The organism is Streptomyces pristinaespiralis (genome assembly GCF_001278075.1).
In the GTDB taxonomy this organism is placed as follows: Bacteria; Actinomycetota; Actinomycetes; order Streptomycetales; family Streptomycetaceae; genus Streptomyces; species Streptomyces pristinaespiralis.
The window spans coordinates 5,438,723-5,460,659 of record NZ_CP011340.1; the positions used below are offsets into that span (position 1 = coordinate 5,438,723).

Consider the following 21,937-nt stretch of genomic DNA (forward strand, 5'->3'; position numbering starts at 1 on the left):
TCAGGTCGTGATTGCTCCAGTTCTCTATCGCACTCTCCGTTCACTGGGCGAAAAACCGAGGGGAAGTCGTTTTTGGATACAGCTCACCCCCGGTCGCCCGGTGTTCCTTTCGGAACTGGCCGAGCGAGACGTGGAATCCGTCACTATCGAGGTTAGTAGGCGGTCGCTGGATCCCGCAACCCCCTTTTTCCTTCGCCTACTTGGCATTTTTTGTGCCCTTCGGTGAGCGGAGTTCGGGGCTCCGATTGTGAATCGGAAGTAACGGGTCAAGTCGGCCAAACGGGATGAATGCGCCAGGAGACTTGGCGAGAGGGCGATCGACGCTTGTTAACTGTCAGTTGACGATTGATGATCCGTCAAATTAGCCTGTGCCTGTCAGGCACGCAAGAGACTCGCGGAACACGGGAAGCGCAGGTTGCACGTGGAAGCAGGCGAGGATTTCGGGCCCTGGTTGGCCCGCCAACTCAAGCTCACGGGGAAGACCCAGGCGGATCTCGCGGAAGAACTGAAATTGACCCGGGCCGCGGTCTCGGCGTGGATCACGGGGCGCTCGGTGCCCCGCCCCACCGTCATGGAGGAGATTGCCGAGGCGCTCGGCACCGACGTCGGGACCGTGCACACCAGGACCACGGACACTCAGGTCGGCCTTCCCGTGACCTGGTACCACCGCCCCGGCTACCCCGACGGAGGACGCGACGGCGGCAATGCCGCGGCATTCGCCTTCGACGCGGACGTTCAGGTGCTCGCTCGGGAGACATGTCAGAACAGTCTCGACGAGCGGCTCACGGAGAACGGGCGTCCGGTCCGCGTGCGTTACACCCTCCACGAGCTCACCGGCGAGGCGTTGGACGCCTTCCGTAAGGCGATCCTCTGGGACGATCTTCAGCCCCACTACCTCGCGGTCTCGGAGTCGGCCTCCCAGCAGAAGGTCGGACGGGTCGTGGACGCCGGCGTTCGCGACATGTTCGAGAAGGGACGGTTGGTTCTCCTTCGGATCGACGACTACAACGCCTCGGGTCTGACCGGTGACGACTACGACGACGGCAAGTTCGCAGCCGTCGTCCGCCGTCAGCTGGAGAGTCTCAAGTCGGGTCGAGGAGCCGGTGGTTCCTACGGGCTCGGCAAGGCGACGCTCTGGGCGACCAGTGCACTCGGCATGGTTCTGATCAACTCCACGCTCTCCGTCCCCCACGAGGGGCGGACGGAACGCCGTGTCATCGGACGACTGGAACTGCCGTGGCGTTCTGTCGACGGTCAGTCGTACGCCGGCCCCGCCTGGCTCGGGCGGCCCGATCCGGATACGCGAGGGGCGGAGGTGGCTCGTTCCTGGTGGGCCGACGAGGAGACGGTCGAGCGCCTCCATCTCACCCGCGACAGCGACGAGCCGGGAACCTCCTTCCTCATCGTCGGTGCCCATGACGTGGCCAGCCTCGAGCAGAGCACGGTCGCCCTCGACGCCGACGACGAGGACGGGGGTGACGACGACGGCACCCGCGACATCCGTGCCATGCACCGAAGGCTGGTGGAGGCGCTTGGACGGGACTTCTGGGCAGCGATGACCGGTGGAGGAAGTCGACTGCCGCTGCTGGAGACCTCGGTCCGTTCGCTGCGCAACGGTGAGGTCGTCATCGAGGAGGAGAAGGTCGACCCCACCGTCGCCCAGCCCTCTCGAACCCGGGCGCTGCGTGCCTTCTACGACGGGACGACGGTCGACCGGCTCACCGAGGCCGGACAGGTCGCTCTCCGCACCGTCCCGCTCCGGCTCCCACTCTCCGGCGGCCGCCGCGGCACGCTCGGCATCCATCCGGCGATACTGCTGGTCACAGAGGCCGAGGACGCGGACGGCGTCTCGAATCAGGTGCACTCGCTGCGCGGCAATCGCATGACCATCAAGAAGTCCGGGGTCGCCGGCCTGCCGCTGGGCGTCAATGCCTTTCAGGCCGTTCTTCTGGCCGGCCACGCGGCCGGGGAGTCGGTTCCCTTCGCCGAGGAGGCCGAGGAGTTCCTGCGCGCGGCCGAGCCTCCCGAGCACGACCGCTGGGGCCAGTCCGAGGAGTTGACACTCCGCTGGTCGCACAGCGCGCACCATCGCATCGCCCGGCTCACCACGGAGGTCAACGCCGCGGTGAAGGAACTGGTCGCCAGGCCCAAGCGTGCCGGCGGCGAAGGAGGCGCGAAGCTACGGAAGGCGCTGACCGTCCAGCGCAGGACCACGCCCAGGCGCGGCTCCGGACAGGCCCTGCCGGAGCTGGACGGACTCGACGCCGCGATCGGCGCGGACGGGGAGTGGCGGATCACGGCCGAGGTGAAGCTGCCTCGTGGTGACGAACTGCCCACCATGACACCGGTCGTCCTGCTCGATGTGCGGTCGGGCAGCCGCCCCAGGCTCGACTGGGCGGAGCTCGTCGCCGTGGACGGCTGCGAAGTGGAGGACGGTGTTCTGCGCTTCACCCCCCATGCCCGGCGAGCGACCTTCCGGGGGGCCACCGATGTCGCCAGTCATCCGGTCCGTACCGCGCTCACACGGCTCGTTCTCGAACTCCGCGCCGGCAAGGGGAGTGAGGCATGAAGTTCTACCCGTACAAGCGGCTCAACCGCCCGATCACGCTCCGGGTGACCTCGGCCTCCCTCAAGCTGCCCGACGGCTCCCGCGACCACCTGGACACCTCGGCCTACTCGATCCAGCAGCGGACCGTGGCCCTGGGCGTGGCGCAGCACGAGGACTGGGTGTCGGCCAGGATCGGCCTGTCCGCCACTCTGCCGCCCGGCGCCACCGCCCCCGATGCCCCGTGGAGCGAACTGCGCGTCCTCGTGGTGCTCACCGACGGTGAGACCAATGTGCGCACGGCGGTCGATCTTCGGCAGGACGCCCCGGGGAGCAAGGAGTGGTCCGGTGAGATCGAGGTGTTCCGCGACGATCACGTGGGTCGCGCCGGCCTCGCGGCCCATGCAGTCGCCACGGTCGACGACGTCCCCGGTCGGGCGATCGCCGAGAGTGACGACGACTGGACCGTCGACGTGGCCGCCGAGGAGCCGTTGGGTGCCCTGCGGCTCGACGTGAAGCAGACGAGCTTCTCGAAGAGCGCTCGGGAATGGCTGCACGCCTACTCCGACGCGCCCTGGATCGTGGACGCCTCTGCCCGACTGCCGACCGTGCTGGTCAACACGGACATCGAAGGGTTCTCCGACCTTCTCGGCGGTGAGAGCGGCGGTATCGAGAGCAAGGTCCACGAGATGCTCGTCTCCCAGATGGCCACCGACGTGTGGACCGCGGTGTTCCACAGCTCCGTGGGCGACCTGGAGATCGAACCCGACGGCTCACCGGTCTTCCCCGCCGACTGGCAGGGCGAAGTGCTGCGGGAGATGCTCCCCGACGTGGTGCCGGGCGTCCACGTGGAGGAGGCGCTCCGACAGGTCCACCGTCGTCGCACCGGCGACGCCGGGTGGGTGGAGCTCCAGACCCGCATCCACTACGCGGCCGTGCGCCGGGCCGGGGCAGGCAAGGCGCTCGCCAACGCCCTGCGCGGACTGCAGCAGATGAACCGAGGGGACAAAGCATGATCGAGAAGCCGCATCATCTGCCTCAGCGGCTCGGCCTGCTGTCCGCGACGGCGGCCGACCCCTTCCTCACGGAGGATCTGCTCAAGGGGGTCCAGGGCCACGGAGGTGTCGATCTTGCCAAGGTCGTCGAACCGTTGCCGGAGGAGGACGCGCGGTGGGAGGTCGAACCGCTCAGGGAACTCGCGGAGGACGCCATGCACGAGTTCCATGACAACCGGACCGGCGCCGACGGCTGGCTGGCGCCCCGACTGCATGCGGCTCTCCGCCTCACCCGGCGGGAGGCCGCGGACCGAAGGCTCTGGAACCATCTTGCCTTGGCCGTCGCTCCGGACTATGTGGTCTGGCGCCACCTTCCGACGTCGAAGACGGATCAGAACGAGCCGCGCACCAGCCCGGCCCGGTTCAAGGGATCGCTGGACCGGCAGTGCTTCTCGCGGTTGTGGTGGGCGGCCGAGATGTTCCGCAACGGCAAGGACTACTCACCGGTGGTGGCTGCCTGTGCCAACCAGGACCTGGTCCACAGTGCGTTGCGGCGAGACCTGATCGACCATCGGCCCACCGCGCAGGCGCTGGTTCGCGTGATGGAGCGCGGGGTGGCCGTCACCGGTCGTGAGATCGAGGGCCTCATGACGGCCATCAATGCCGCGGGTGCGACCCTGATCTACGACGTTCTGGCCGCCGACGAGCCGCGCGATCCCGAGGTGCTGCGTCAGTGGGTCGGGGATGCAGAGTCCGCGCCTCCGGTGCCGCGTCATTCGCTGCCGGACGGGCCTGATGAAGAACCCGTCCCGGAGGAGTCCGTGATCGCGCTCACCGACTACTTCGCCGACCTCTTCGAGACGGCTCCGGTCCGGGGGCGGAAACCTCAGGAGTGAGTGGGGGAGGGTCACCTGGCCGTGAGCGGGTGACCCTTCCAGTCGCCGTGTACCCGGTACTTCACCGGCTTGTCGGGCTTCCAGTTCTCCAGGTCGGCAGTGGCCTTCTCCAGCCTCGCCTCGTTCTCTTCATCGCTCAGTTCGGGTTCGAGCACCCGAACCAGTACGTGCAGTGCCAGCTTCGGAGGTACGGCATTGCCGATCTGCTGCGAGACGTCGTTGCCGCTCCAGGGGTACGCGACAGGAAAGGTCTGCAGAACTCCTGCCTCGGCGGGAGCGAAGCGGCAGAGGGGGTCAGGGAGATCGGTCTCCGTCCCCATGTGGACGATGCGGTTCCGCGACACCTTCCCGGTGATCGTGGCGGAAGGAACGTCGTGGTCGCGTCGGCCTCGTGCCTCGGGAACGCCACCAGTTCCGTAATTCGAGATCACGGTGAAGGGCGGACGATTGTGCACCCTCGCCTCCGAGATGACCCGGGCGCTGTCGAGGGCTGCCCGCATGGAGATCCAGGAGTGCCTGGGCCTTTCCCTCCCCGTGTCCGAAGGCTCCAGTTGTAGGGCCGCGAAGCCTGCTGATGCGATATTCGATGTCCGTGGCTGGTAGCGCTTGTGGGTCTCGTCCACGGTCGGAAGGCTTTGGGCGGGGCGCAGTTCGTGCAAGGGGGCTGCGGGATCATGGCGGGCCATCAGGACCGCGCGCCGTCGGGTCTGTGGCACGCCGAAAGCCTCGGTGTGCATCATCTGGGTCCTGGTGCGGTAGCCGAGGGAGGCCAACACCTCGGCGTACCTGTTCCATACGGGCATCACCGCAGGTACCTGCTCCAGGACTACGGCTTCATAGGGTGTCGATCCAGGTCGCCTGCTTCGCTCGATCACCCACCACAGAGGTTGCAGGACCAACCCTGTCCGCTCGTCTCCCAGTTCTTCGAGCACGGCCTTGAGCTTGACGAGCTCGTCGTTCAGATCGCTGAATTCCTTCAGTAGACCCTTGAGATCGGCGTCCTGAAATTCCAGTCGCTGCGGAGCCTTGAGACCCTTAAGTACGTCCTTGATCGCGTCTGCCGGATACGCGAGCTGAACCATCCTGTCCTTCATGGCCTTACGTACTGTGCCCCGGAGCTCTTCTACGTCACGCTTACGCTCCTTGACTTCCTTCGCTTCGATCTCTTTACGCCGAAGCTTCTCGGAGATCTGGCGCCAAGTACGGAAGATCTCCTTCCAATCCGCATTTTCCGCGCAGACTGCGTTGTGCAGGAGCTCGATGTATTCCAGTACTTTGTCCAGCGCCCGGCGACCGGCACCGTGCCCGGCGACGGTGAATGTCTGACAGGGCGGGCCACCCGTCAGTACCTGCGCGAGCGGGAAGAGCGCTGCGCGGTACTGCCGGACATCGCCCTTGAAGGTGTCCATCCCCGCCTCGTTGCGGGTGGTGCAGGCTCCCGCGTCCCATTCGATGCCGGTGGTCCGGTAGCCCAGGACGTGCGCTGCCACATCAAGTCCACCCGGTCCCGCGAACAAATCCAGGATGCGGAAACCCGCAGGTGAGGGGTGTTCGTTCTTGACGTGGCTCATGGGCGTGAAGTGTAGCCGGCGCCGTGGGGTGTATGAGGACCGTCCTGGTTATGTGTGGACAGGGGCACCCAGAGCGGTCGCGATGGCGTCACCGAGCGCCCTGCCCACCGGCGGAGGGGTTGCGTGTCCGATCTGTCGGTATCGAGCCGTTTTCCGCCCCGTGACCTGCCACTCGGACGGAAACGACTGCAGCAGTGCCGCCTGGTCCACCGTGATCTTCGGCATTCGTGCCGGATCGTCCGAGCGCGGCCACACGTACTCCGGCCCCGGTACCTCGTCCGCCAGGGCGCCGGCGTTCACCCCCATCCGCGCCCAGGCCCGTTTGGTGCCGGACGGGCCGAGATCCGCGCCTCCACGATTGTCCGAACCACCGACCAGCGTGGGGGCCACGGCGATGGCCTGGGCCGCCCAGGCGTCGGCGTCCGGCCAGCCCCTGGCTGCCATCGTCCGGCGCAGGGCCCGACCGACCGGCACATGCTCGTCCACCGTCGGCACGGGCGGGGTGAACGCGTGGAACCACTCTTTCTTGAGAGCCACGAGAATGCCCTGCTTTCGATCCTGCGGCACGCCGAAGTCCGCCGCGTTCAGCACGAACCAGCAGGACCGGTATCCGAGATGGGAGAGCTCCGCCTCGACGAAAAGACGGATGTCGGCATACGCCGGGGACTCGACGAGAGCGGGCAGGTTCTCGAGCAGCAGTGCCCGTGGCTGGATCGAGTGGACCAGATAAATTGTGGCGGTGAGAAGGCGCAGTTCCTGCTCGCTGTCCGTACGCCTCACCGCGGCCGAGGCTTTCACTCGTGGCAGGCCGGCCGACAGGAGATCGACGTCCAGGGTCTCCGGGTGATCGTCCGGAAGGAAGTCGACCAGGTCCTCGCAGACCACGTTCCAGTGCGGCCGGTTGGCCAGGAGCGTCTCGCACGCCTGGCGCTTGTTGTCGAGCAGGAGTACCGGCGAGAAGCCCGCGCTCTCCAGCCCCGACGCCAACCCGCCCGCGCCGGCGCAGACGTCCACGAAACCGAGTCGATCAGCCATCCGCTCCCCCTGAACCCCTTCCGGAGACCTTACGCTCGGGGTTCCGCCTCCGCCGGTCCGATCCCGCTTCTTCCTCGACCGCACCCTGCTGATCGGCACCTCCGACGGGAGGACGCCGGTTTCTTCTCGTGAGCGGGCCTGCGCCATCCTTGATGGCGTGACCCGTCCACCCATCGTGCCCTCCTCGACCGGCGTCTCGGCCCGTATGAGTCGCCAGGCGCGCAGGGACACCGACCCCGAGATGGCCGTGCGGCGCCTGTTGTACGCCGCCGGCCTGCGGTACCGCCTGCAACGACGAGTGCCCGGGATGGCTCGGCGGACCATCGACATCGCTTTCCCCGGGCTCCGTATCGCGGTGTTCATGGACGGCTGTTTCTGGCACGGCTGCCCGCAGCACGCGACGAGCCCGAAGGCGAACGCCTCGTGGTGGCGGGAGAAGCTGGACAAGAACATCGCCCGCGACATCGAGACGACGAAGCATCTGGAGGACGCGGGCTGGGTCGTCCTGCGCTTCTGGGAGCACGAGACGCCCGCCCAGGTGGCGAATCGGATCGCCGAGGAGATCGACCGTGCCCGGGCCGGCCGCCGGCCGCATCCCAGGACGCTCGGCCGCTGATCCCATGGCCGGGTCACCGCAGAGCCTGCGTGGAGGTGCCTCCCGGCCGGGGAGGCAAAGGGCTGCACGGTGTCGGGTCAGGCTCGACATGAGGACGCCCACGGAGCCGAAACGCCCCTGCCGAGGGCCGAGTTGCGACGAAGAACCGGCGACGTAGGCTCCGGCCGTATGCATGTGATTGCGGTTCTCGCGCTCGACGGAGTGTCGGCCTTCGATCTCGCCATACCCTGCCAGGTGTTCACGCTCGCCACCCACGCTGACGGTTCCCCCGCCTACGACGTGCGGGTGTGCGCCGACCGGGCGGTCGCCGCCAGTGCCGGGCCCGCGCAGCCGTTCACGCTCTCGTCCCCCTACCGGTGGGACGACGCCCTCGAGGCCGACACCGTCATCGTGCCCGGCGGTCCCGCCGAGGTGGCGCCTCACCCGCGTGCGCTCCGGTTGTTGAAGGACGCGGCGGACGCAGGGAAGCGGATCGCCTCCATCTGTACGGGGGCCTTCGTGCTCGCCCGGGCCGGGTTGCTGGACGGGCGGCGGGTGACGACGCACTGGCGGTTCGCCGACGCCCTGGCCGGCGAGTTCCCCGGCACCCAGGTCGACCCTTCCGTGCTGTTCGTCGACGACGGGCAGGTGCTCACCTCCGCGGGCATCGCCGCGGGGCTCGACCTGTGTCTGCACATGGTGCGCCGCGACCACGGCGCGGCGGTGGCCGCGGACGTCGCCCGCATGATGGTCATGGCACCGCAGCGGACAGGCGGACAGGCCCAGTTCATCGAGTACCGGGCGCCGGAGTACGACTCCGCCGACCTCGGCGCGACGATGCAGTGGATGCGGGACAAGCTGGCCGAGCCGCTGACCGTCGCCGGCACCCCCGCCCACGCGATGATGAGCAAGCGCAGCCTGGCGCGGCACTTCCGTGCGCAGACGGGCACCACGCCGCTGCGCTGGTTGCTCGACCATCGCCTCCAGCGCGCGCGGGAACTGCTGGAGAGCACCGAACTGCCCATGCGGCGGGTCGCGGAGGCCACCGGCTTCGGGTCCGTGGAGACCTTCCGGCACCATTTCGCGCGTCACGTCGGGACCACACCGTCCGCGTACCGCACGGCCTTCCGTATGTAGTACGCGCTCGGCGGCCGCCGGCCTGGCCGTATCTTGCGCACCATGGGCACTCGAGCCGCTGTCACGGGCAACTCCTCGCCGGAAGACTGAACGCGTCTGCGACCCCCGGGTGCCCGGCATCTGGCGCCCGGGGGCACGGTTCACGCGACTTCACGGAGGACTCCCTTGCCCCCCTTGCACAGGCGAAATCTGCTCCGGTCCGGTGCTGCCGCTGCGATCGGCGGTGCCGGCCTCATGGGTGCCGCCGCCGCACGAGCGAGTGCCGCAGGTTCCCCGGCCGCAGTGCCCGCACCCGCCGGCGCCCCTTCGCGCCGTGAGCCGTTACGCGTCCACACGGTGCTCTACGACGGTGTCGAGGAGCAGGACTTCGCCGGCCACATCGAAGTGTTCGGGATCGTCGGGGAGGAGCGCATCGCGCAGACCTTCGTCACCGTCGACGGGCCCCGCACGGTGAGGACGTCCGCCGGTATGGAGGTGGTCTGCCGGGCTCCCTGGTCGCCCCGCTCCGCCGACCTGATCGTCGTCCCGGGGGCCGGATACGGCGAGGGTTCCGGTCTCCAGCGCGAGGTACGGCGCGGTGTTCTGCCCCGCGCACTGAAGGCGGCCCGGCGTCCCGGCCTGGTCCTCGGCGGGGTGTGCACCGGCACCATGCTCCTCTCGGCGGCGGGAATCACCAACGGACGCCCCTGCACCACGCACCACATCGCCACGGAGGACCTCGCGGCACAGGGCGGTCGGGTCGTCGGGGGCCGGGTCGTCGACGACGGCGACCTGGTGACGTGCGGCGGGGTCACCTCCGGCATCGACCTGGGCATCTGGCTGCTCGAACGGTTCTACGGCCCTGAAGTGGCGCTGTTCGCCGAGGAGGTGCTCGAGTACGAGCGTCGCGGGACCGTGTGGCGTGCGTAACCGCTGAATTCCGGGCGCCTCTTGGCCCCGCCCGCCGTGCCGGTCCCGCCTGCCGCGCCGGCCCCACCGGCCGCCCTGCCCCGCGGCCGCGCCGGCTCCGCCTGCCGTGCCGGCCGCGCTTCCGCGCCGACCCGACACCTGCCGCGCCGGCTCCCCACCCACCCCACAAGGAGAGGTATGAACCGTCGAACCCTGCTGCGCACCACCACCGCGTTGGGAGCCGCCACCCTCACGGCCGGCGGCGCGGCCGCCCACGCCGGGACGGCGACCGCCGCCACGTCCGGGCGGAAGGAGCCCCACAAGGAACCCGGCAGGCGCACCCTGCGCGTACACGTCGTCATGTTCGAAGGCGTGGAGGAACTCGACTTCACCGCGCCCTACGAGGTGTTCTGCGCCTCCGACTACTTCACCGACCGTGCGGTCGACGTCCGTTACGTCAGCGTGGACGACGTCCGGACCGTCACGGCCGCCTACGGGACCAGGGTCCGCGTCGATCACCGCTGGGCCCCCGAGGAGGCGGACGTCCTTGTCGTGCCCGGCGGTGGTTACGCGCGCCCAGCCGACCCGGGCGTCCACGCCGAGATCCGGCGCGGCACGCTGCCCCGGGCGCTGGCCGCCGCGTCCCGGCCGGGCCTGACCGTCAGCGCGCTGTGCACCGGCGTGATGCTGCTCTCCGCCGCCGGGCTGACCCGTGGGCGCCCCTGCACGACGCACCACCGGGCGCGCGCCGACCTCGAACAGCAGGGCGGGGTACTGAAGAACGCCCGCGTCGTCGACGACGGCGACCTGGTCACCGCGGGCGGCGTCACGTCCGGTCTCGATCTCGCCCTGTGGCTGGTGCGCCGCGAACTGGGCCCGGACGCCGCGATCGGCCTCGAGGAGATGCTCGAGTACGAAGCGCGCGGCACGGTGTGGACCGAGGGGAAGGGGCGCGGCTGAAACCAGGCCCCGCGGCAGGCCCGTGACCGGCCTCCGCGGCCGACATCCGCGACAGCCCTGTGACCGGCCCCGCAGCCGGCCCCCGCGGCCGACCCCGTATCCGCCTTCATTCATCTGCATGAACGTGTGCCTTCAACCGCGCAGCCGCGGGAGTTGTGCCCCGGGACATCTGGCGGCAATTGACTGTCCTCGCCGTTCAGTTCCGACGATTGAAGGACGATCATGCAGCGAAAGTCCCTCTCCATCCTGGCAGCGGCTGCGGCGGTCCTGGGCGCGGCCGTGGTCGTGCCCGGCGCGGAGGCCGCGTCCCCGGCCTCCGGCTCCGGCTCCGCGGAGTCCGCCGCGGCACCGGAGTCCGCCGTCGCACCGAAGGCCACCATCGCGCTCGGATCCGCCGCGGCGCCGTCGGCGGCCTCCGGCGCCCGTTCCGCGACACGGTCGCTGCTTCTCGGCGCCACGTCCGAGACCACCACCGTGAGACCAGGTGTGACGCTGACCTCCATGTCGCTGGGGAAGCGGGACGCCGACGACCGGTGGACCGTGCACGTCTATCTGCCGGCCTCCGTCGACGGTCCGCTCAAGAGCGCGGGTACGGCGCTGGGTCCGAAGGCGACCGCCGACCGCGTCGCCGACGCGGTGCGGGACAAGGGCTTCGCCCCGCGGGTGGAGCGGGTCGTGATCCCCGCCTATGCCGACCGGCCCGCCGGGACGCTGGGATGGACCGTGCGGGTCGGCCGGTACGCGGCGGAGGCGGACGCGGCAGCCGTGCTGAACCAGGTCCGGGCGGCCGGGTTCGCGGGCGGCACCCGTTACACCGCGCAGGACGGCACGGACCTCGGCGCACCGCAGAAGGTGCACGTACTGCGCGTGGATTTCCGCACGTTCGACGGCACCGTGGGCACCGACTTCGGACCGGCGCTGAACGGTACGGAGAAGCTGACCGACCTCATGGCTTCGACCGGCGCGATAGCCGGTGTCAACGGCCAGTGGTTCTACAACAACGCCCCCGGCGGTCTGTACGTCAAGGACGGCAAGCTGCTCGGCTCCGCCACCCAGGGGCGGGGCGGAGTGAAGATCACCCGCGGCGGCCGTTCGGTCGACGTCGACGCCTTCACGGCGCATGTGACGCTGCGGGCCGGTGGCGAGAGCGTCGAGATCGACGGCGTCAACCGGGTGCCCGGCGACGTCTGGAACTGCGGTGGTGTGGGCGGTGACCTGCCCACCGAGAAGGCGCAGCACGACCTGCGGTGCACCGACGGCAGCGAACTCGTTCGCTTCACCCCGGAGTTCGGGAGGACGCCGACCGGTGCCGGGGCCGAGGCGGTGCTCGACGCGACGGGCAGGGTGACCGCGGTGAACACCTCGCGCGGTGCGGCGGTGCCCGCCGGCGGGTCGACCGTCCAGGCCATCGGGGACCGTGCCGACTGGCTGCTCGAGCACGTCACGGTCGGCACGAGGCCGGCGGTCACCGAACGGGTGGAGGACAGCCGGGGCCGCAGGGTCGCGCTCACCCCTGACACGACCATCCTCCAGGTCGGCCCGACCCTGGTGCGGGACGGCAGGGTCTCGGTCAACGCGGCGGCGGACGGACTGATACGCGAGGGCACGGACCAGACCTTCACCTACAACTGGACCGTGCGCAGCAACCCGCGTTCGATGATCGGGGTGGACGGGCAGGGCCGGATGATGCTCGTGGTCGTCGACGGCCGTCAGGCCGGACACAGCGAGGGCCTGGGCATCGCGAGGACCGCTGAGCTCATGCAGGCGCTCGGCGCGCGTGAGGCGATGAACCTCGACGGCGGGGGCTCCAGCGTCATGGCGACCGCAGGCGCCGGAATCGTCAACCGGCCGTCGGACTCCGCCGGTCAGCGTTCGCTCGGCAACGTACTGCTCGTCCGCCCCTGACACCCACCGGCTGCCCGGGACCTGAGCCCGGACGGGACCTGAGCCCGGACGGGACCTGAGCCCGGATGGGACCTGAGCCCGGACGGGACCCGGTCCGGGAAGTGAGCACCGGACCCGGGCCCAGCCAGGTGCGGGCCCCGCCCGGGCCCGGACCACGTCCGCACCCGTGAGCGCGCCGCCGAGGAGAGGCGGCGCGCTCACGCGTCCGGGGAAGCGCGCGCTACAGCTCCGCCACCCCGTGGCACTCCCCGTACGTCCGTCCCGACCCGCACCAGCAGGCCGCGCTCTTCGACGGCGGCCAGGCCACCGCGCGACCGCGGGCCGCCAGCGTGGTCGCGTACTGGGGGAGGAGGTCCGCGTTCGCGGGGGAGGACTGCTCGGAGGCGGCGAAGGCCTCGTACGAGGGGACCGTCGCCGTCACGATGCCCAGGTTCTCCGTACCCGTCGCCGACAGGTCACGCAGGGAGGCCTCGATGTCCGTGAGGTGGGCCCGGTGGGTCGGGTACTCGGACTCGAGCTGCGGATACGCCCCGAGGAGTTCGTCGAGCTCCGCCTCCGGCCAGTGCAGGACCGCGACGGGGAACGGCCGGGACAGGGCGGAGCGGTACGACCCCAGTTCGGAGCGGAGCCGGGCGATCTCGGCCTTCAGCTCCGCCGGGTTGTCGGAACCGAGCGCCCACAGGCGCTTCGGGTCGTGGAGCTCGTCGAGGGAGACGTCCGGGGTGTGGCCGGAGTGGACCCGGTCGGCCAGGGAGTCCCACTCGTCGTGGGGGAGGCCCAGCAGGCGGCGGACGCGGTGGCGGCCGGAGAGGAGGGAACGCGTCGCGTAAGGGACGTCCTCCTCGCCCTCCGTGAGGAGGATCGACAGCGCTGTCGAGAAGCACTCGTGGGAGGCCTCGAGCTCGTCGTGGTTCTCCAGCGTCTCGGCGACGATCTCCCACGGCGCGGCCTCCGTCGGCGCGGCGGTGCGGATGCCGTTGATCAGGGCGCGGGCCTCGGCCTCGTGACCGTACTCCCAGAGGTTGGCGGCCTGGAGCGCCTTGACGAGCTGCGGGTGCTCGGGGTGTTCGGACGCCAGGAGGCGGTCGTAGAGGGTGGAGGCACGGCCGCGTTCGCCGGCGAGTTCCAGGTGGGCTGCGGCCTGGAGGAGCAGCGGTTCCGCGTCCTCCGGATACTGCTCGGCGGTACGCAGCAGGCGCTCGGCTTCGGCAATGTGGTCAGCAGGCGTGTCGGGGCGCATGCAGCACACCGTACTGCTGTACGGGCCACCGCAGGGGGCCGACCCGATTCCGCGCCGGGCACGGCCGCGGCCCGGCGCCGAGCGGGCCGTAACGCTGGTGAGTTGAGGGCCGCGGCCCTACCCTGCGCCCGTGCGGAGGCGGTGGGAGCGTCAACGGTCGTGGTCCCGGACGCGGACCCGTCAACGGTCATGGCCCCGGACCCGGTCGCCGGTACGCGGACGGCGGCAGGGGCGCGTACGGCTCGCCCGTGTGCTGTGGGCCGCGGCGGAGGCGGCCGTCACGTTCGGTGCCGTCGTGCTGCTCCTCGTCGTCCATCAACTGTGGTGGAGCAACCGGCAGGCCGGACAGGGCGCCGAGCGGCAGGTCCAGGCGCTCGAGCGGCGCTGGGAACGGGAGGCTCCGGGTACGGACCCGGCGCCGGCGCCGGAGGAGACGGACCAAGAGCCCGCGGTCGGGCCCGGTCCCGCGGACGGGACGAGGCCGGGGTCCGGGCCGGCCCTTCCCCGCCGCGACCAGGCGTACGCCGTCCTGCGCATCCCCAGCCTCGGCGTCGTCGCGCCCGTCGCCGAGGGCGTCGCCAAGCGGGGCGTCCTCGACAAGGGGTACGTGGGGCACTACCCCCGGACCGCGCAGCCCGGCAGGCCAGGGAACTTCGCCGTCGCCGGGCACCGCAACACCCACGGCGAACCCTTCCGCCGCATCGACCGGCTCCGCCCCGGCGACACGGTGGAGATCGAGACGCGCGACGCGGTCCACGTGTACGCCGTGGACAAGGTGCTCACGAAGACCCTGCCCGGCGACACCGGGGTGATCGGGAGCGTTCCGCGGAGCGCGGTGCGCCCCGCCGCCGGATACGGCGCGGCGGGGCACTACCTGACGATGACGACGTGCACGCCCGAGTTCAGCTCGAAGTACCGGCTCGTGGTGTGGGGCCGGCTGGCCTCGACGCGGCCGCGCTGACCCCCGGTCCGGGGAAACGCGGCGCAACGGCACGCGGCGTATCCGCGCGGCGGGCGCCACTTGTCCGCACGGCCGGCGCGGCGTGAAGGCCCGGGCCGCGCGGCGTACCGGCTCGGTCCGCTACGTGAGGCCGAGCTCCGCGCAGGCGTCCGCGAACTCGGGGACGCAGATCTGCTCCACCGTGTAGAGGCCGTCGGCGACGACGGTCTCCTTGATGTTCTCCTTGGTCAGCGCGATGACCGGGATGCGCACGGTGGGGACGGACTTCTCCGTCGGGGTGTCGATGTCCGTGTGCGCTGCGGCTCCGAGGGACATGTTCCTGGCCAGCAGGATGGCCATCTCGGCGGCGGCCGCGGCCTCCGGCGCGTACTGCTTGTAGACCGTCATGTACTGATCGCCGGCGACGATGCGCTGCACCGCCGCCAGTTCCGCGTCCTGGCCGGTGACCGGCGGGAGGTCGGTCAGGCCGGCGCCCTTGAGCGCGGAGATGATGCCGCCTGCCATGCCGTCGTTGGCCGAGTAGACGCCGGTGATGGCGTCCTTGCCGAGGGTGGCGATCGCCGCGTCCATGTTGGCCTTGGCGTTCTCCGGCTTCCAGTCCTTGGTGTCGTACTCCAGGCCGATCTCGACCTTGCCGTCGAGCTCGGTGTGGGCGCCCTTCTTGAACATGGCGGCGTTCGGGTCCGTGAGCGCGCCGTTCATCATCACGACCTTGCCGGATCTGGCGTCGTCACCGAGGGCCTCCAGCAGGGCCTTGCCCTGGATGTGGCCGACCTGTTCGTTGTCGAACGAGACGTAGCCGTCGATCGGTCCCTCGGCGAGGCGGTCGAAGGCGACGACGGGGATGCCGGCCTCGTCGGCCTTCTCGATCGCGCCGGCGATGGCCTTGGCGTCCACCGCGTCGACGATGAGCACGTCGACCTGCTCGTCGATCATGGATTCGAGCTGCTGCGTCTGCAGACCGGCGTCGTGCTTGGCGTTGGCGTAGAGGACCTTGCCCTTGCTGTTGGTGAGGCGGGCTATGCGTTCCTCGATGACCGGTTTGTCGAACTGCTCGTAGCGAGCGGCCTGGTTCTCCGGAAGCAGCAGACCAACAACGATGTCATCGCTCAGCCTTACACCCGGCTCCTCGGTGGTCCCACAGCCGGAGAGCGGTACGACCATCGCGGCGGTGGCGGCTGCGACGGCGGCGCGACGCAGAAGTGCATTCATTGGTTGAATCCAACCTCCCTGACAGGCTGCATCAATTGCAGCCAAGGTGGCCGAAAGCCAACTCTGTGGGCCGAGAAGCGTCAAGAGCCGCACGGTTAACGTGACCGCAACGTGATTCTGTGTAATCAACGGTTCAAGTAGCTGCGACGGCGCCGACGGCGGGGCCGTCCGTCCGGGCCGTCCGTCCGTCCCGGGTCCGCGGAGGTCCCCCCTGATGTGACCGGCCGGGAACCTGGAGAGGGAGTTGTTCGTCTTCCCGTGTGCGCGAGGCCGGCGCGATCACGTCCCGGCCGTCACCGACAGAGGGAGGGGCGCATGGCCGGTCGTACGGCGCGGCTGCTCCGCCCCGCCGCGCTGCTGCTCCTGCTGCTGGTCGAGATCCTGCTCGTCGACGGCGGCAGCATCTCCGCCGCGCTCGCGCTCGCCGCGACGGCCACCGCCGCCGTCGGATCCGCCCTCGTCGTCTGCGCCGTCATCAGCGCGCGCTGCGCGCCCGTCGTGCCACGCACCCGGATCCGGACCGCCCTGCGCGACCGTGAGCAACGCACCGCGTTCCTCTCGCAGCGCGATCCCGACGCCCGGGGGCGTACGCGTCCCCGAGCGCCCGGCCGTCCCCTCCTGACGGCCCTGTAGGCACCACCACGCCACCACGCAGTCCCCGCGCGGGCCGTCATGCCGTCATGTCCTCGTTCCCGGCACGACGAGACCCCCGGAGGGCTCACGCATGTCCGTTTTCGCCACCCTGGTCGAGCAGCTCGCCGAGCTGCTCGAGCCGCTGTTCGCCGCGTCCGCCACCGCTGCCGCGATCATCGCCTTCACCGCGCTCGTACGCCTCGCCGTCCACCCCCTCTCCCGCGCGGCCGCCCGTGGACAGAAGGCCCGCACCCGCCTCGCGCCGCAGCTCGCCGAACTGCGCGTCAAGTACGGCAGCAACGCCAAGGATGCGGAGCGGCTGCAGAAGGCCACGATGGAGCTGTACGCGCGGGAGAAGGTGTCGCCGCTCTCAGGGTGCCTGCCGAGCCTGCTCCAGCTGCCGGCGTTCTTCCTGATGTACCACCTGTTCTCGAACGCGGAGATCGGGGGCGAGCCGAACGGACTCCTCGGCCACGCGCTGTTCGACGCGCCCCTCGGCGGCCGCTGGACGGACGCCCTCGCGGACGGCGGGATGTTCGGCGGTGCCGGCCTCGTCTACGTCGCTCTCTTCGTGATCGTCGCCGCCGTCGCGACCTTCACCTACCGGCGCACCAAGCGGCAGATGGCCGCCGCGCCCATGACCGGCGAACAGATGCCGGGCATGGTGGCGATGACCAAGGTCGTGCCGCTGCTGTCGTTCTTCACGCTCGCGACCGTCGCGGTCGTGCCGCTCGCCGCCGCGCTCTACGTCGTCACCTCCACCACCTGGACGGCGGTGGAGCGGGTGTTCCTCTACCGGGACACACCGATGCCGGTGGCGCAGCTCTGATCAGGGGCGGGCGAGGTGGTGCAGCTCTGAACGGGTGCGGGCGCGGGGCGGCTGCCGGGGATTCAGTGGCCGCGCGGCGCGTACATGATGACGGCCATCCCGGCGAGGCAGATCAAGGCGCCGGCGATGTCGTAACGGTCGGGCCGGTAGCCGTCCGCGATCACGCCCCAGGCGAGGGAACCGGCGACGAAGACACCGCCGTACGCGGCGAGGATGCGCCCGAAGTTCGCGTCGCTCTGGAACGTGGCGACGACGCCGTACAGGCCGAGCGCGACCACCCCGCCGCCGACCCAGAGCAGCCCCCGGTGTTCACGAAGGCCCTGCCAGACGAGCCAGGCCCCGCCGATCTCGAGGAAGGCCGCGGCGAGGAAGAGGGCGACCGAGCGTGCGACGGACATGGCGACGACCCTAGCGGGGCGGGGCGGCGCCCCGCGCCGGGTGGGGTCGCGCCCCTGCGCCGCGGTGGCGCCCCGTGCCCGGGCGCGTGCGGGGCACGGCACCCGGGCCGGTCCGGCGCCCCGCACGGGAGCCGGCAGCCCCGAACGGCCGGAGTCCCTACCCATCGGTAAGGGTCCAGGTTGTGAACAGGGTCTTGCAGGGTGGTCGGATGTCTTGGAGGATCAGCCAATCCTCCGATCCTCCGATGGCCGCACCTGTCGGGCCGGGCTCGCACTCGACCAGGGGAGACTGACCATGAAGTTGCTGCGTGTCGGCACGGCGGGCGCCGAGCGTCCCGCGCTGCTCGACCAGGACGGGACGCTTCGCGACCTGTCCGGTCTCGTCACGGACATCGACGGGGCGCTGCTCGCCGACGCCGCCGCCCTCGACCGGATCAGGACCGCGGCCGAAGCCGGTGACCTGCCCGTACTCGACGCGGCCGGGCTCCGCATCGGGCCGCCGGTGGGCCGGATCGGAAAGGTCGTGTGCATCGGGCTGAACTACCACGACCACGCCGCGGAGACCGGGGCCGAACCCCCGGCGGAGCCGGTCGTCTTCTTCAAGGCCGCCGACACCGTCGTCGGACCGGACGACACCGTGCTCGTGCCCCGCGGCAGCCGCAAGACCGACTGGGAGGTCGAGCTCGCGGTGGTCATCGGACGTACGGCCCGCTACATCGAGCCGGACGAGGACCCGCTCTCGTACGTCGCCGGCTACGCGGTCGCTCATGACGTGTCGGAGCGCGAGTTCCAGATCGAGCGCGGCGGCACCTGGGACAAGGGCAAGAACTGCGAGACGTTCAACCCGCTGGGGCCGTGGCTCGTGACCCCCGACGAGGTGCCGGACCCGCAGGCCCTGGGACTGCGGCTGTGGGTCAACGGGGAGCTCAAGCAGAACGGTACGACCGCGGACCAGATCTTCCCGGTCGCCGACGTCGTCCGTTACGTCAGCCGGTTCATGGCCCTGTACCCGGGCGACGTCATCAACACCGGTACGCCGGCGGGGGTCGCGCTCGGACAGCCCGAGCCGAAGCCGTTCCTGCGCGCCGGGGACGTGGTCGAGCTCGAGATCGACGGCCTCGGCCGCCAGCGCCAGGAGCTCAAGGACGCCTGAGCCCGCACGCCGCGTCCGCACGCCCGCGACGGGGGGCGTGCGGTGCGGCGGACGCGGCTCGGACCGCACCCGCCGCACCGCACGGATGCGAAGGCGGTGTCACCTGGCGATGAAGCGCTCCAGCGCCTCGACCACCATCGCGTGGTCCTCCGCCTGCGGCAGACCCGAGACCGTCACGGAGCCGACGACACCCGCTCCGACGACCGTGATCGGGAAGGATCCGCCGTGCGCCGCGTACAGGTCCGGGTCCAGCCGTGAGGACTCCTCGAACGTGGTGCCCTTGGCGCGGTGGCGTGCCCCGACCAGGTACGAACTCTCGCCGTAGCGTTCCACGACCCGCCGCTTGCGGTCGATCCACGCGTCGTTGTCGGCGCTCGAGCCCGGCAGCGCGGCGTGGAACAGCTGCTGTGCCCCGCGGCGGATGTCGATGGCGACCGGCGCCTCGCGCAGGTGCGCCATCTCGACCAGCATGCTGCCGAGCGCCCATGCGTCGGAGTGCGTGAACCGGCGCAGCGTGAGCCGCCGCTCCTGCTGGACGATCTCGTCGACGGTGAGGTGGGGGACCGGCTTCATCGTGTCCGTGTTCATGCGGTGACCTCCACGGTGACGGTGATCCCTTCACGAGCGGAACGGCGGGCGGCCTCCAGTACGTCCAGAGCGGCCGCGGCCTCCTCCGCGGTGACCGGCGGAGCGGCCTTGTCGCGCACCGCGGCGGCGACCGCCGCGTAGTACGCGGGGTAGTCGCCCGGCACTGTCTCCACGGGAGCGCCCCCGCCCGTCAGCGGCGACTCTCCCGCACCGACCCGGCCCCACATCGACTCCGGCTCCACGCCCCACGGCTCGCCGTCGTCAGGACGGCGGCCGGCGCGCAGCGCGTCCTCCTGCGGGTCCAGGCCGTACTTCACGTACCCGCCTTCGCTGCCCAGAACCCGGAATCGAGGGCCGAGCTGCGCGGTCGTGGCGCTGACGTACAGATGCGAGCGGACGCCGTTCGCGTGTGTGATCGCGATGAACGTGTCGTCGTCGGCCCTGGCGCCGGGGCGGCGCACGTCGGACTCCGCGTACACCCGCGCCGCCGGGCCGAAGAGGGTCAGCGCCTGGTCGACGACGTGGCTGCCCAGGTCGTAGAGGAGGCCGCCGATCTCCTGCGGGTCGCCCGACTCGCGCCAGCCGCCCTTGAGCTGCGGGCGCCAGCGCTCGAAACGGGACTCGAAGCGCTGCACCTCACCGAGCTCGCCGGCCTCGACGAGCCCCCGCAGGGTCAGGAAGTCGTTGTCCCAGCGGCGGTTCTGGAAGACGGAGAGCACCAGGCCGCGTTCGGCGGCGAGCGCGGCCAGCGCCCGTGCCTCGGTGGCCGTACCGGCGATGGGCTTGTCGACGACGACCGCGGTACCCGCCTCGAGCGCGGCGCGGGCGAGCGGGACGTGGGTCTTGTTCGGGGTGGCGACGACCATCAGGTCGAGCTCGTCGGCGCGCGCCCACAGACGGTCCGGTGACGCCTCGACGCGGACGCCGGGGAACCGGGCGCGGGCCTGCTCCTGCCGCTCGGGGCTGGAGGTGACGACCGTGTCGAGGACGAGTCCCTCCGTCGCGGCGATCAGCGGGGCGTGGAAGACGGAGCCCGCCAGGCCGTAGCCGATGAGGGCGACGCGGAGGGGTGAGCCGGTACCAGTCATGCCGTCCACTTAAGCAACGGTGTTGCCAAAGTGCAAGCGGGGCGGACAATGGAAGGGTGAACAGGAGCATGGCGGGAGTGGGAGCCAATCTGCCCGCGCTGCGCAGCCACAATGCGGCGCTCGTCCTCGATCTGCTGCGGACAGCCGGCGAGGGCGGCATCAGCAGGCTCGAACTGGCCGAGGGCACGGGGCTCACGCCCCAGGCCGTCAGCAAGATTGTCGCCCGTCTGCGCGAGGAGGGCACGGTCGCGGAGGCGGGCCAGCGCGCGTCGACCGGGGGCAAACCGCGGACGGTGCTGCGGCTGGTGCCCTCCGCGGGGTACGCGCTGGGCGTCCATCTGGACCGCGACGAACTCACCGTGGTCCTCCTCGACCTCGCGGGCACCCGTGTCGCCGGCCGGAGGGTCCCGCTGGACCTCGGCGCCGGCACGGAGGCGGTCGTCGCGAAGACGGTGGCCGAGGTCGGCGTCCTGCTGGCGGACGCGGACCCGGCCGGACCGGCCGGTCCCGTCCTCGGCGATGCCGGACTGCGGGTGCTCGGGGTCGGCGTCGCCATGCCGGGGCCGCTCGACCACTTCAACGGCGTGACCCAGCGAGTCACCGGATACCCCCAGTGGGAGGGCTTTCCGCTGCGCGACGTGCTCGCGGGACGTCTCGGGCTGCCCGTCGTCCTCGACAAGGACACCAACGCCGCCGCCCTCGGGATCGCCCTGCGCGGCCCCGGCGATTCCTTCGCCTACCTCCACCTCGGCACCGGGCTCGGCGCCGGACTGGTCCTCGGCGGCGTGCTCTACCGGGGCGCACGCACCGACGCCGGAGAGTTCGGCCACCAGGTGATCCAGCTCGACGGACCCGAATGCACCTGCGGCAGACGCGGCTGCATCGAGGTGCTCTGCCTGGAAGCGGTCGCCCGTGGCGACATCGAGGGGGCCGCCCGCCTCCTCGGCGTCGGCGCCACCAACCTCGTGGAACTGCTCGACATCGAGCGGGTCCTCCTCGGCGGCCGTGTGATCGACGACGCGGCGGACGAGTTCGTAGGGGGCGTGCGTGCGGTGCTCGCCGCGCGCACCGATGTCCCGGTGGCGGCCGCCGCGGAGGGCGGCGAGCAGATCGTCGCCGACGGCGCCGCCCAGCTCGTGCTCGCACCGCTCTTCGGCCGGTCGGAGGCGGTGTCCCCGGCCGCTGCGTCCCAGGAGGAGCCGCAGGCCAATCGTCCGGCGCCGGAAATACGCTGACAGGAGGGGCGTTCAGCCGCTGATCGGCCGTACGGGGCCCGCCGTGCCCGTGCCGGCGGGCACACATGGCACG

Annotated in this window: 20 protein-coding genes; 13 read left to right on the forward strand and 7 right to left on the reverse strand. The window is 70.8% G+C overall.

The annotated features are described in order from the left end of the window. Positions 1–421 precede the first annotated feature (421 nt). Genes SPRI_RS23160 through SPRI_RS23170 form a run of 3 tightly spaced genes read left to right on the forward strand, consistent with a single transcriptional unit; the run spans position 422 to position 4,436 of the window. Positions 422–2,569, forward strand: coding sequence for a helix-turn-helix domain-containing protein (locus tag SPRI_RS23160; RefSeq protein WP_037774564.1), 2,148 nt, complete (start codon positions 422–424; stop codon positions 2,567–2,569). After that, positions 2,566–3,561 carry a hypothetical protein gene (locus SPRI_RS23165; protein ID WP_005317076.1) on the forward strand — a complete coding sequence of 332 codons (996 nt, stop codon included), beginning with the start codon at positions 2,566–2,568 and terminating at the stop codon, positions 3,559–3,561. The genes SPRI_RS23160 and SPRI_RS23165 overlap by 4 nt, the downstream gene beginning before the upstream one ends. Further along, positions 3,558–4,436: a DUF6339 family protein gene (locus SPRI_RS23170; RefSeq protein WP_005317080.1), complete on the forward strand. Its 879-nt coding sequence runs from the start codon at positions 3,558–3,560 to the stop codon at positions 4,434–4,436. Before SPRI_RS23165 ends, SPRI_RS23170 begins: the two co-directional genes overlap by 4 nt. Positions 4,437–4,447: 11 nt before the next feature. Here the strand turns inward: SPRI_RS23170 and SPRI_RS23175 are convergent, their stop codons facing one another. Next, positions 4,448–6,007 (reverse strand): DNA cytosine methyltransferase, encoded by a 1,560-nt coding sequence (locus tag SPRI_RS23175; protein WP_078535337.1) that lies wholly within the window; start codon positions 6,005–6,007, stop codon positions 4,448–4,450. Between the two features lie 48 nt (positions 6,008–6,055). Then, entirely contained in the window at positions 6,056–7,042 is a 987-nt protein-coding gene (locus SPRI_RS23180; RefSeq protein ID WP_005317087.1) for a DNA cytosine methyltransferase, read from the reverse strand. Positions 7,043–7,247: 205 nt separating this feature from the next. On the opposite strand from SPRI_RS23180, the gene SPRI_RS23185 reads away from it, so the two are divergent. From SPRI_RS23185 to SPRI_RS23205, 5 genes are all read left to right on the forward strand, one after another. Next, positions 7,248–7,658 (forward strand): very short patch repair endonuclease, encoded by a 411-nt coding sequence (locus tag SPRI_RS23185; RefSeq protein WP_037776758.1) that lies wholly within the window; start codon positions 7,248–7,250, stop codon positions 7,656–7,658. A gap of 168 nt (positions 7,659–7,826) precedes the next feature. Then, on the forward strand, positions 7,827–8,774 hold the full coding sequence (locus tag SPRI_RS23190) for a GlxA family transcriptional regulator (RefSeq protein ID WP_053557254.1): 948 nt from the start codon (positions 7,827–7,829) through the stop codon (positions 8,772–8,774). Between the two features lie 234 nt (positions 8,775–9,008). Further along, positions 9,009–9,683, forward strand: coding sequence for a DJ-1/PfpI family protein (locus SPRI_RS23195; protein WP_005317094.1), 675 nt, complete (start codon positions 9,009–9,011; stop codon positions 9,681–9,683). Between the two features lie 177 nt (positions 9,684–9,860). Next, the gene (locus tag SPRI_RS23200; RefSeq protein ID WP_053557255.1) at positions 9,861–10,622 is read left to right on the forward strand and encodes a DJ-1/PfpI family protein; all 762 of its coding nucleotides are present in this window, start codon (positions 9,861–9,863) and stop codon (positions 10,620–10,622) included. A gap of 222 nt (positions 10,623–10,844) precedes the next feature. Next, positions 10,845–12,527 carry a phosphodiester glycosidase family protein gene (locus SPRI_RS23205; RefSeq protein WP_053557256.1) on the forward strand — a complete coding sequence of 561 codons (1,683 nt, stop codon included), beginning with the start codon at positions 10,845–10,847 and terminating at the stop codon, positions 12,525–12,527. Between the two features lie 220 nt (positions 12,528–12,747). Here SPRI_RS23205 and SPRI_RS23210 read toward each other — a convergent pair whose 3' ends face one another. Continuing rightward, positions 12,748–13,767: an SEC-C domain-containing protein gene (locus SPRI_RS23210; RefSeq protein ID WP_053557257.1), complete on the reverse strand. Its 1,020-nt coding sequence runs from the start codon at positions 13,765–13,767 to the stop codon at positions 12,748–12,750. Between the two features lie 250 nt (positions 13,768–14,017). Here SPRI_RS23210 and SPRI_RS23215 point away from each other — a divergent pair, with 250 nt between their 5' ends. Continuing rightward, positions 14,018–14,728 (forward strand): class E sortase, encoded by a 711-nt coding sequence (locus SPRI_RS23215; RefSeq protein ID WP_053557258.1) that lies wholly within the window; start codon positions 14,018–14,020, stop codon positions 14,726–14,728. 120 nt (positions 14,729–14,848) lie between these two features. Here the strand turns inward: SPRI_RS23215 and SPRI_RS23220 are convergent, their stop codons facing one another. After that, positions 14,849–15,940 (reverse strand): sugar ABC transporter substrate-binding protein, encoded by a 1,092-nt coding sequence (locus SPRI_RS23220; protein ID WP_053557259.1) that lies wholly within the window; start codon positions 15,938–15,940, stop codon positions 14,849–14,851. 315 nt (positions 15,941–16,255) lie between these two features. Here SPRI_RS23220 and SPRI_RS23225 point away from each other — a divergent pair, with 315 nt between their 5' ends. Further along, a complete protein-coding gene (locus SPRI_RS23225; protein ID WP_037774568.1) occupies positions 16,256–16,573 on the forward strand; it encodes a DUF6412 domain-containing protein in 318 nt (105 codons plus the stop codon). A gap of 91 nt (positions 16,574–16,664) precedes the next feature. Further along, positions 16,665–17,402 carry a YidC/Oxa1 family membrane protein insertase gene (locus tag SPRI_RS23230; protein WP_005317111.1) on the forward strand — a complete coding sequence of 246 codons (738 nt, stop codon included), beginning with the start codon at positions 16,665–16,667 and terminating at the stop codon, positions 17,400–17,402. Between the two features lie 62 nt (positions 17,403–17,464). Here the strand turns inward: SPRI_RS23230 and SPRI_RS23235 are convergent, their stop codons facing one another. Further along, complete coding sequence (locus SPRI_RS23235) at positions 17,465–17,800, reverse strand: YnfA family protein (RefSeq protein WP_005317113.1); 336 nt, start codon at positions 17,798–17,800, stop codon at positions 17,465–17,467. A 295-nt stretch (positions 17,801–18,095) separates the two neighbouring features. Between SPRI_RS23235 and SPRI_RS23240 the strand changes: the two genes are divergently transcribed. Further along, positions 18,096–18,953 carry a fumarylacetoacetate hydrolase family protein gene (locus SPRI_RS23240; RefSeq protein WP_005317116.1) on the forward strand — a complete coding sequence of 286 codons (858 nt, stop codon included), beginning with the start codon at positions 18,096–18,098 and terminating at the stop codon, positions 18,951–18,953. Between the two features lie 99 nt (positions 18,954–19,052). On the opposite strand, the gene SPRI_RS23245 is transcribed toward SPRI_RS23240, so the two are convergent. Together SPRI_RS23245 and SPRI_RS23250 are read right to left on the reverse strand one after the other, a co-directional pair. Further along, complete coding sequence (locus SPRI_RS23245; RefSeq protein ID WP_005317118.1) at positions 19,053–19,541, reverse strand: heme-degrading domain-containing protein; 489 nt, start codon at positions 19,539–19,541, stop codon at positions 19,053–19,055. Then, the gene (locus tag SPRI_RS23250) at positions 19,538–20,629 is read right to left on the reverse strand and encodes a Gfo/Idh/MocA family oxidoreductase (RefSeq protein ID WP_037774570.1); all 1,092 of its coding nucleotides are present in this window, start codon (positions 20,627–20,629) and stop codon (positions 19,538–19,540) included. The genes SPRI_RS23245 and SPRI_RS23250 overlap by 4 nt, the downstream gene beginning before the upstream one ends. A 68-nt stretch (positions 20,630–20,697) precedes the next feature. Between SPRI_RS23250 and SPRI_RS23255 the strand changes: the two genes are divergently transcribed. Beyond that, entirely contained in the window at positions 20,698–21,864 is a 1,167-nt protein-coding gene (locus SPRI_RS23255) for an ROK family transcriptional regulator (protein WP_078535339.1), read from the forward strand. Positions 21,865–21,937 lie beyond the last annotated feature (73 nt).

What these genes read in the sequence shown, in the direction of transcription:
- SPRI_RS23185 (WP_037776758.1), top strand. Translation starts at nt 7,248, where the DNA reads ATGAGTCGCCAGGCGCGCAGGGACACCGACCCCGAGATGGCCGTGCGG.
- SPRI_RS23195 (WP_005317094.1), top strand. Translation starts at nt 9,009, where the DNA reads ATGGGTGCCGCCGCCGCACGAGCGAGTGCCGCAGGTTCCCCGGCCGCA.
- SPRI_RS23165 (WP_005317076.1), top strand. Translation starts at nt 2,566, where the DNA reads ATGAAGTTCTACCCGTACAAGCGGCTCAACCGCCCGATCACGCTCCGG.
- SPRI_RS23175 (WP_078535337.1), bottom strand. Translation starts at nt 6,007, where the DNA reads ATGAGCCACGTCAAGAACGAACACCCCTCACCTGCGGGTTTCCGCATC.
- SPRI_RS23240 (WP_005317116.1), top strand. Translation starts at nt 18,096, where the DNA reads ATGAAGTTGCTGCGTGTCGGCACGGCGGGCGCCGAGCGTCCCGCGCTG.
- SPRI_RS23255 (WP_078535339.1), top strand. Translation starts at nt 20,698, where the DNA reads ATGGCGGGAGTGGGAGCCAATCTGCCCGCGCTGCGCAGCCACAATGCG.
- SPRI_RS23225 (WP_037774568.1), top strand. Translation starts at nt 16,256, where the DNA reads ATGGCCGGTCGTACGGCGCGGCTGCTCCGCCCCGCCGCGCTGCTGCTC.
- SPRI_RS23220 (WP_053557259.1), bottom strand. Translation starts at nt 15,940, where the DNA reads ATGAATGCACTTCTGCGTCGCGCCGCCGTCGCAGCCGCCACCGCCGCG.
- SPRI_RS23205 (WP_053557256.1), top strand. Translation starts at nt 10,845, where the DNA reads ATGCAGCGAAAGTCCCTCTCCATCCTGGCAGCGGCTGCGGCGGTCCTG.
- SPRI_RS23170 (WP_005317080.1), top strand. Translation starts at nt 3,558, where the DNA reads ATGATCGAGAAGCCGCATCATCTGCCTCAGCGGCTCGGCCTGCTGTCC.
- SPRI_RS23200 (WP_053557255.1), top strand. Translation starts at nt 9,861, where the DNA reads ATGAACCGTCGAACCCTGCTGCGCACCACCACCGCGTTGGGAGCCGCC.
- SPRI_RS23180 (WP_005317087.1), bottom strand. Translation starts at nt 7,042, where the DNA reads ATGGCTGATCGACTCGGTTTCGTGGACGTCTGCGCCGGCGCGGGCGGG.
- SPRI_RS23210 (WP_053557257.1), bottom strand. Translation starts at nt 13,767, where the DNA reads ATGCGCCCCGACACGCCTGCTGACCACATTGCCGAAGCCGAGCGCCTG.
- SPRI_RS23235 (WP_005317113.1), bottom strand. Translation starts at nt 17,800, where the DNA reads ATGTCCGTCGCACGCTCGGTCGCCCTCTTCCTCGCCGCGGCCTTCCTC.
- SPRI_RS23190 (WP_053557254.1), top strand. Translation starts at nt 7,827, where the DNA reads ATGCATGTGATTGCGGTTCTCGCGCTCGACGGAGTGTCGGCCTTCGAT.
- SPRI_RS23230 (WP_005317111.1), top strand. Translation starts at nt 16,665, where the DNA reads ATGTCCGTTTTCGCCACCCTGGTCGAGCAGCTCGCCGAGCTGCTCGAG.
- SPRI_RS23250 (WP_037774570.1), bottom strand. Translation starts at nt 20,629, where the DNA reads ATGACTGGTACCGGCTCACCCCTCCGCGTCGCCCTCATCGGCTACGGC.
- SPRI_RS23245 (WP_005317118.1), bottom strand. Translation starts at nt 19,541, where the DNA reads ATGAACACGGACACGATGAAGCCGGTCCCCCACCTCACCGTCGACGAG.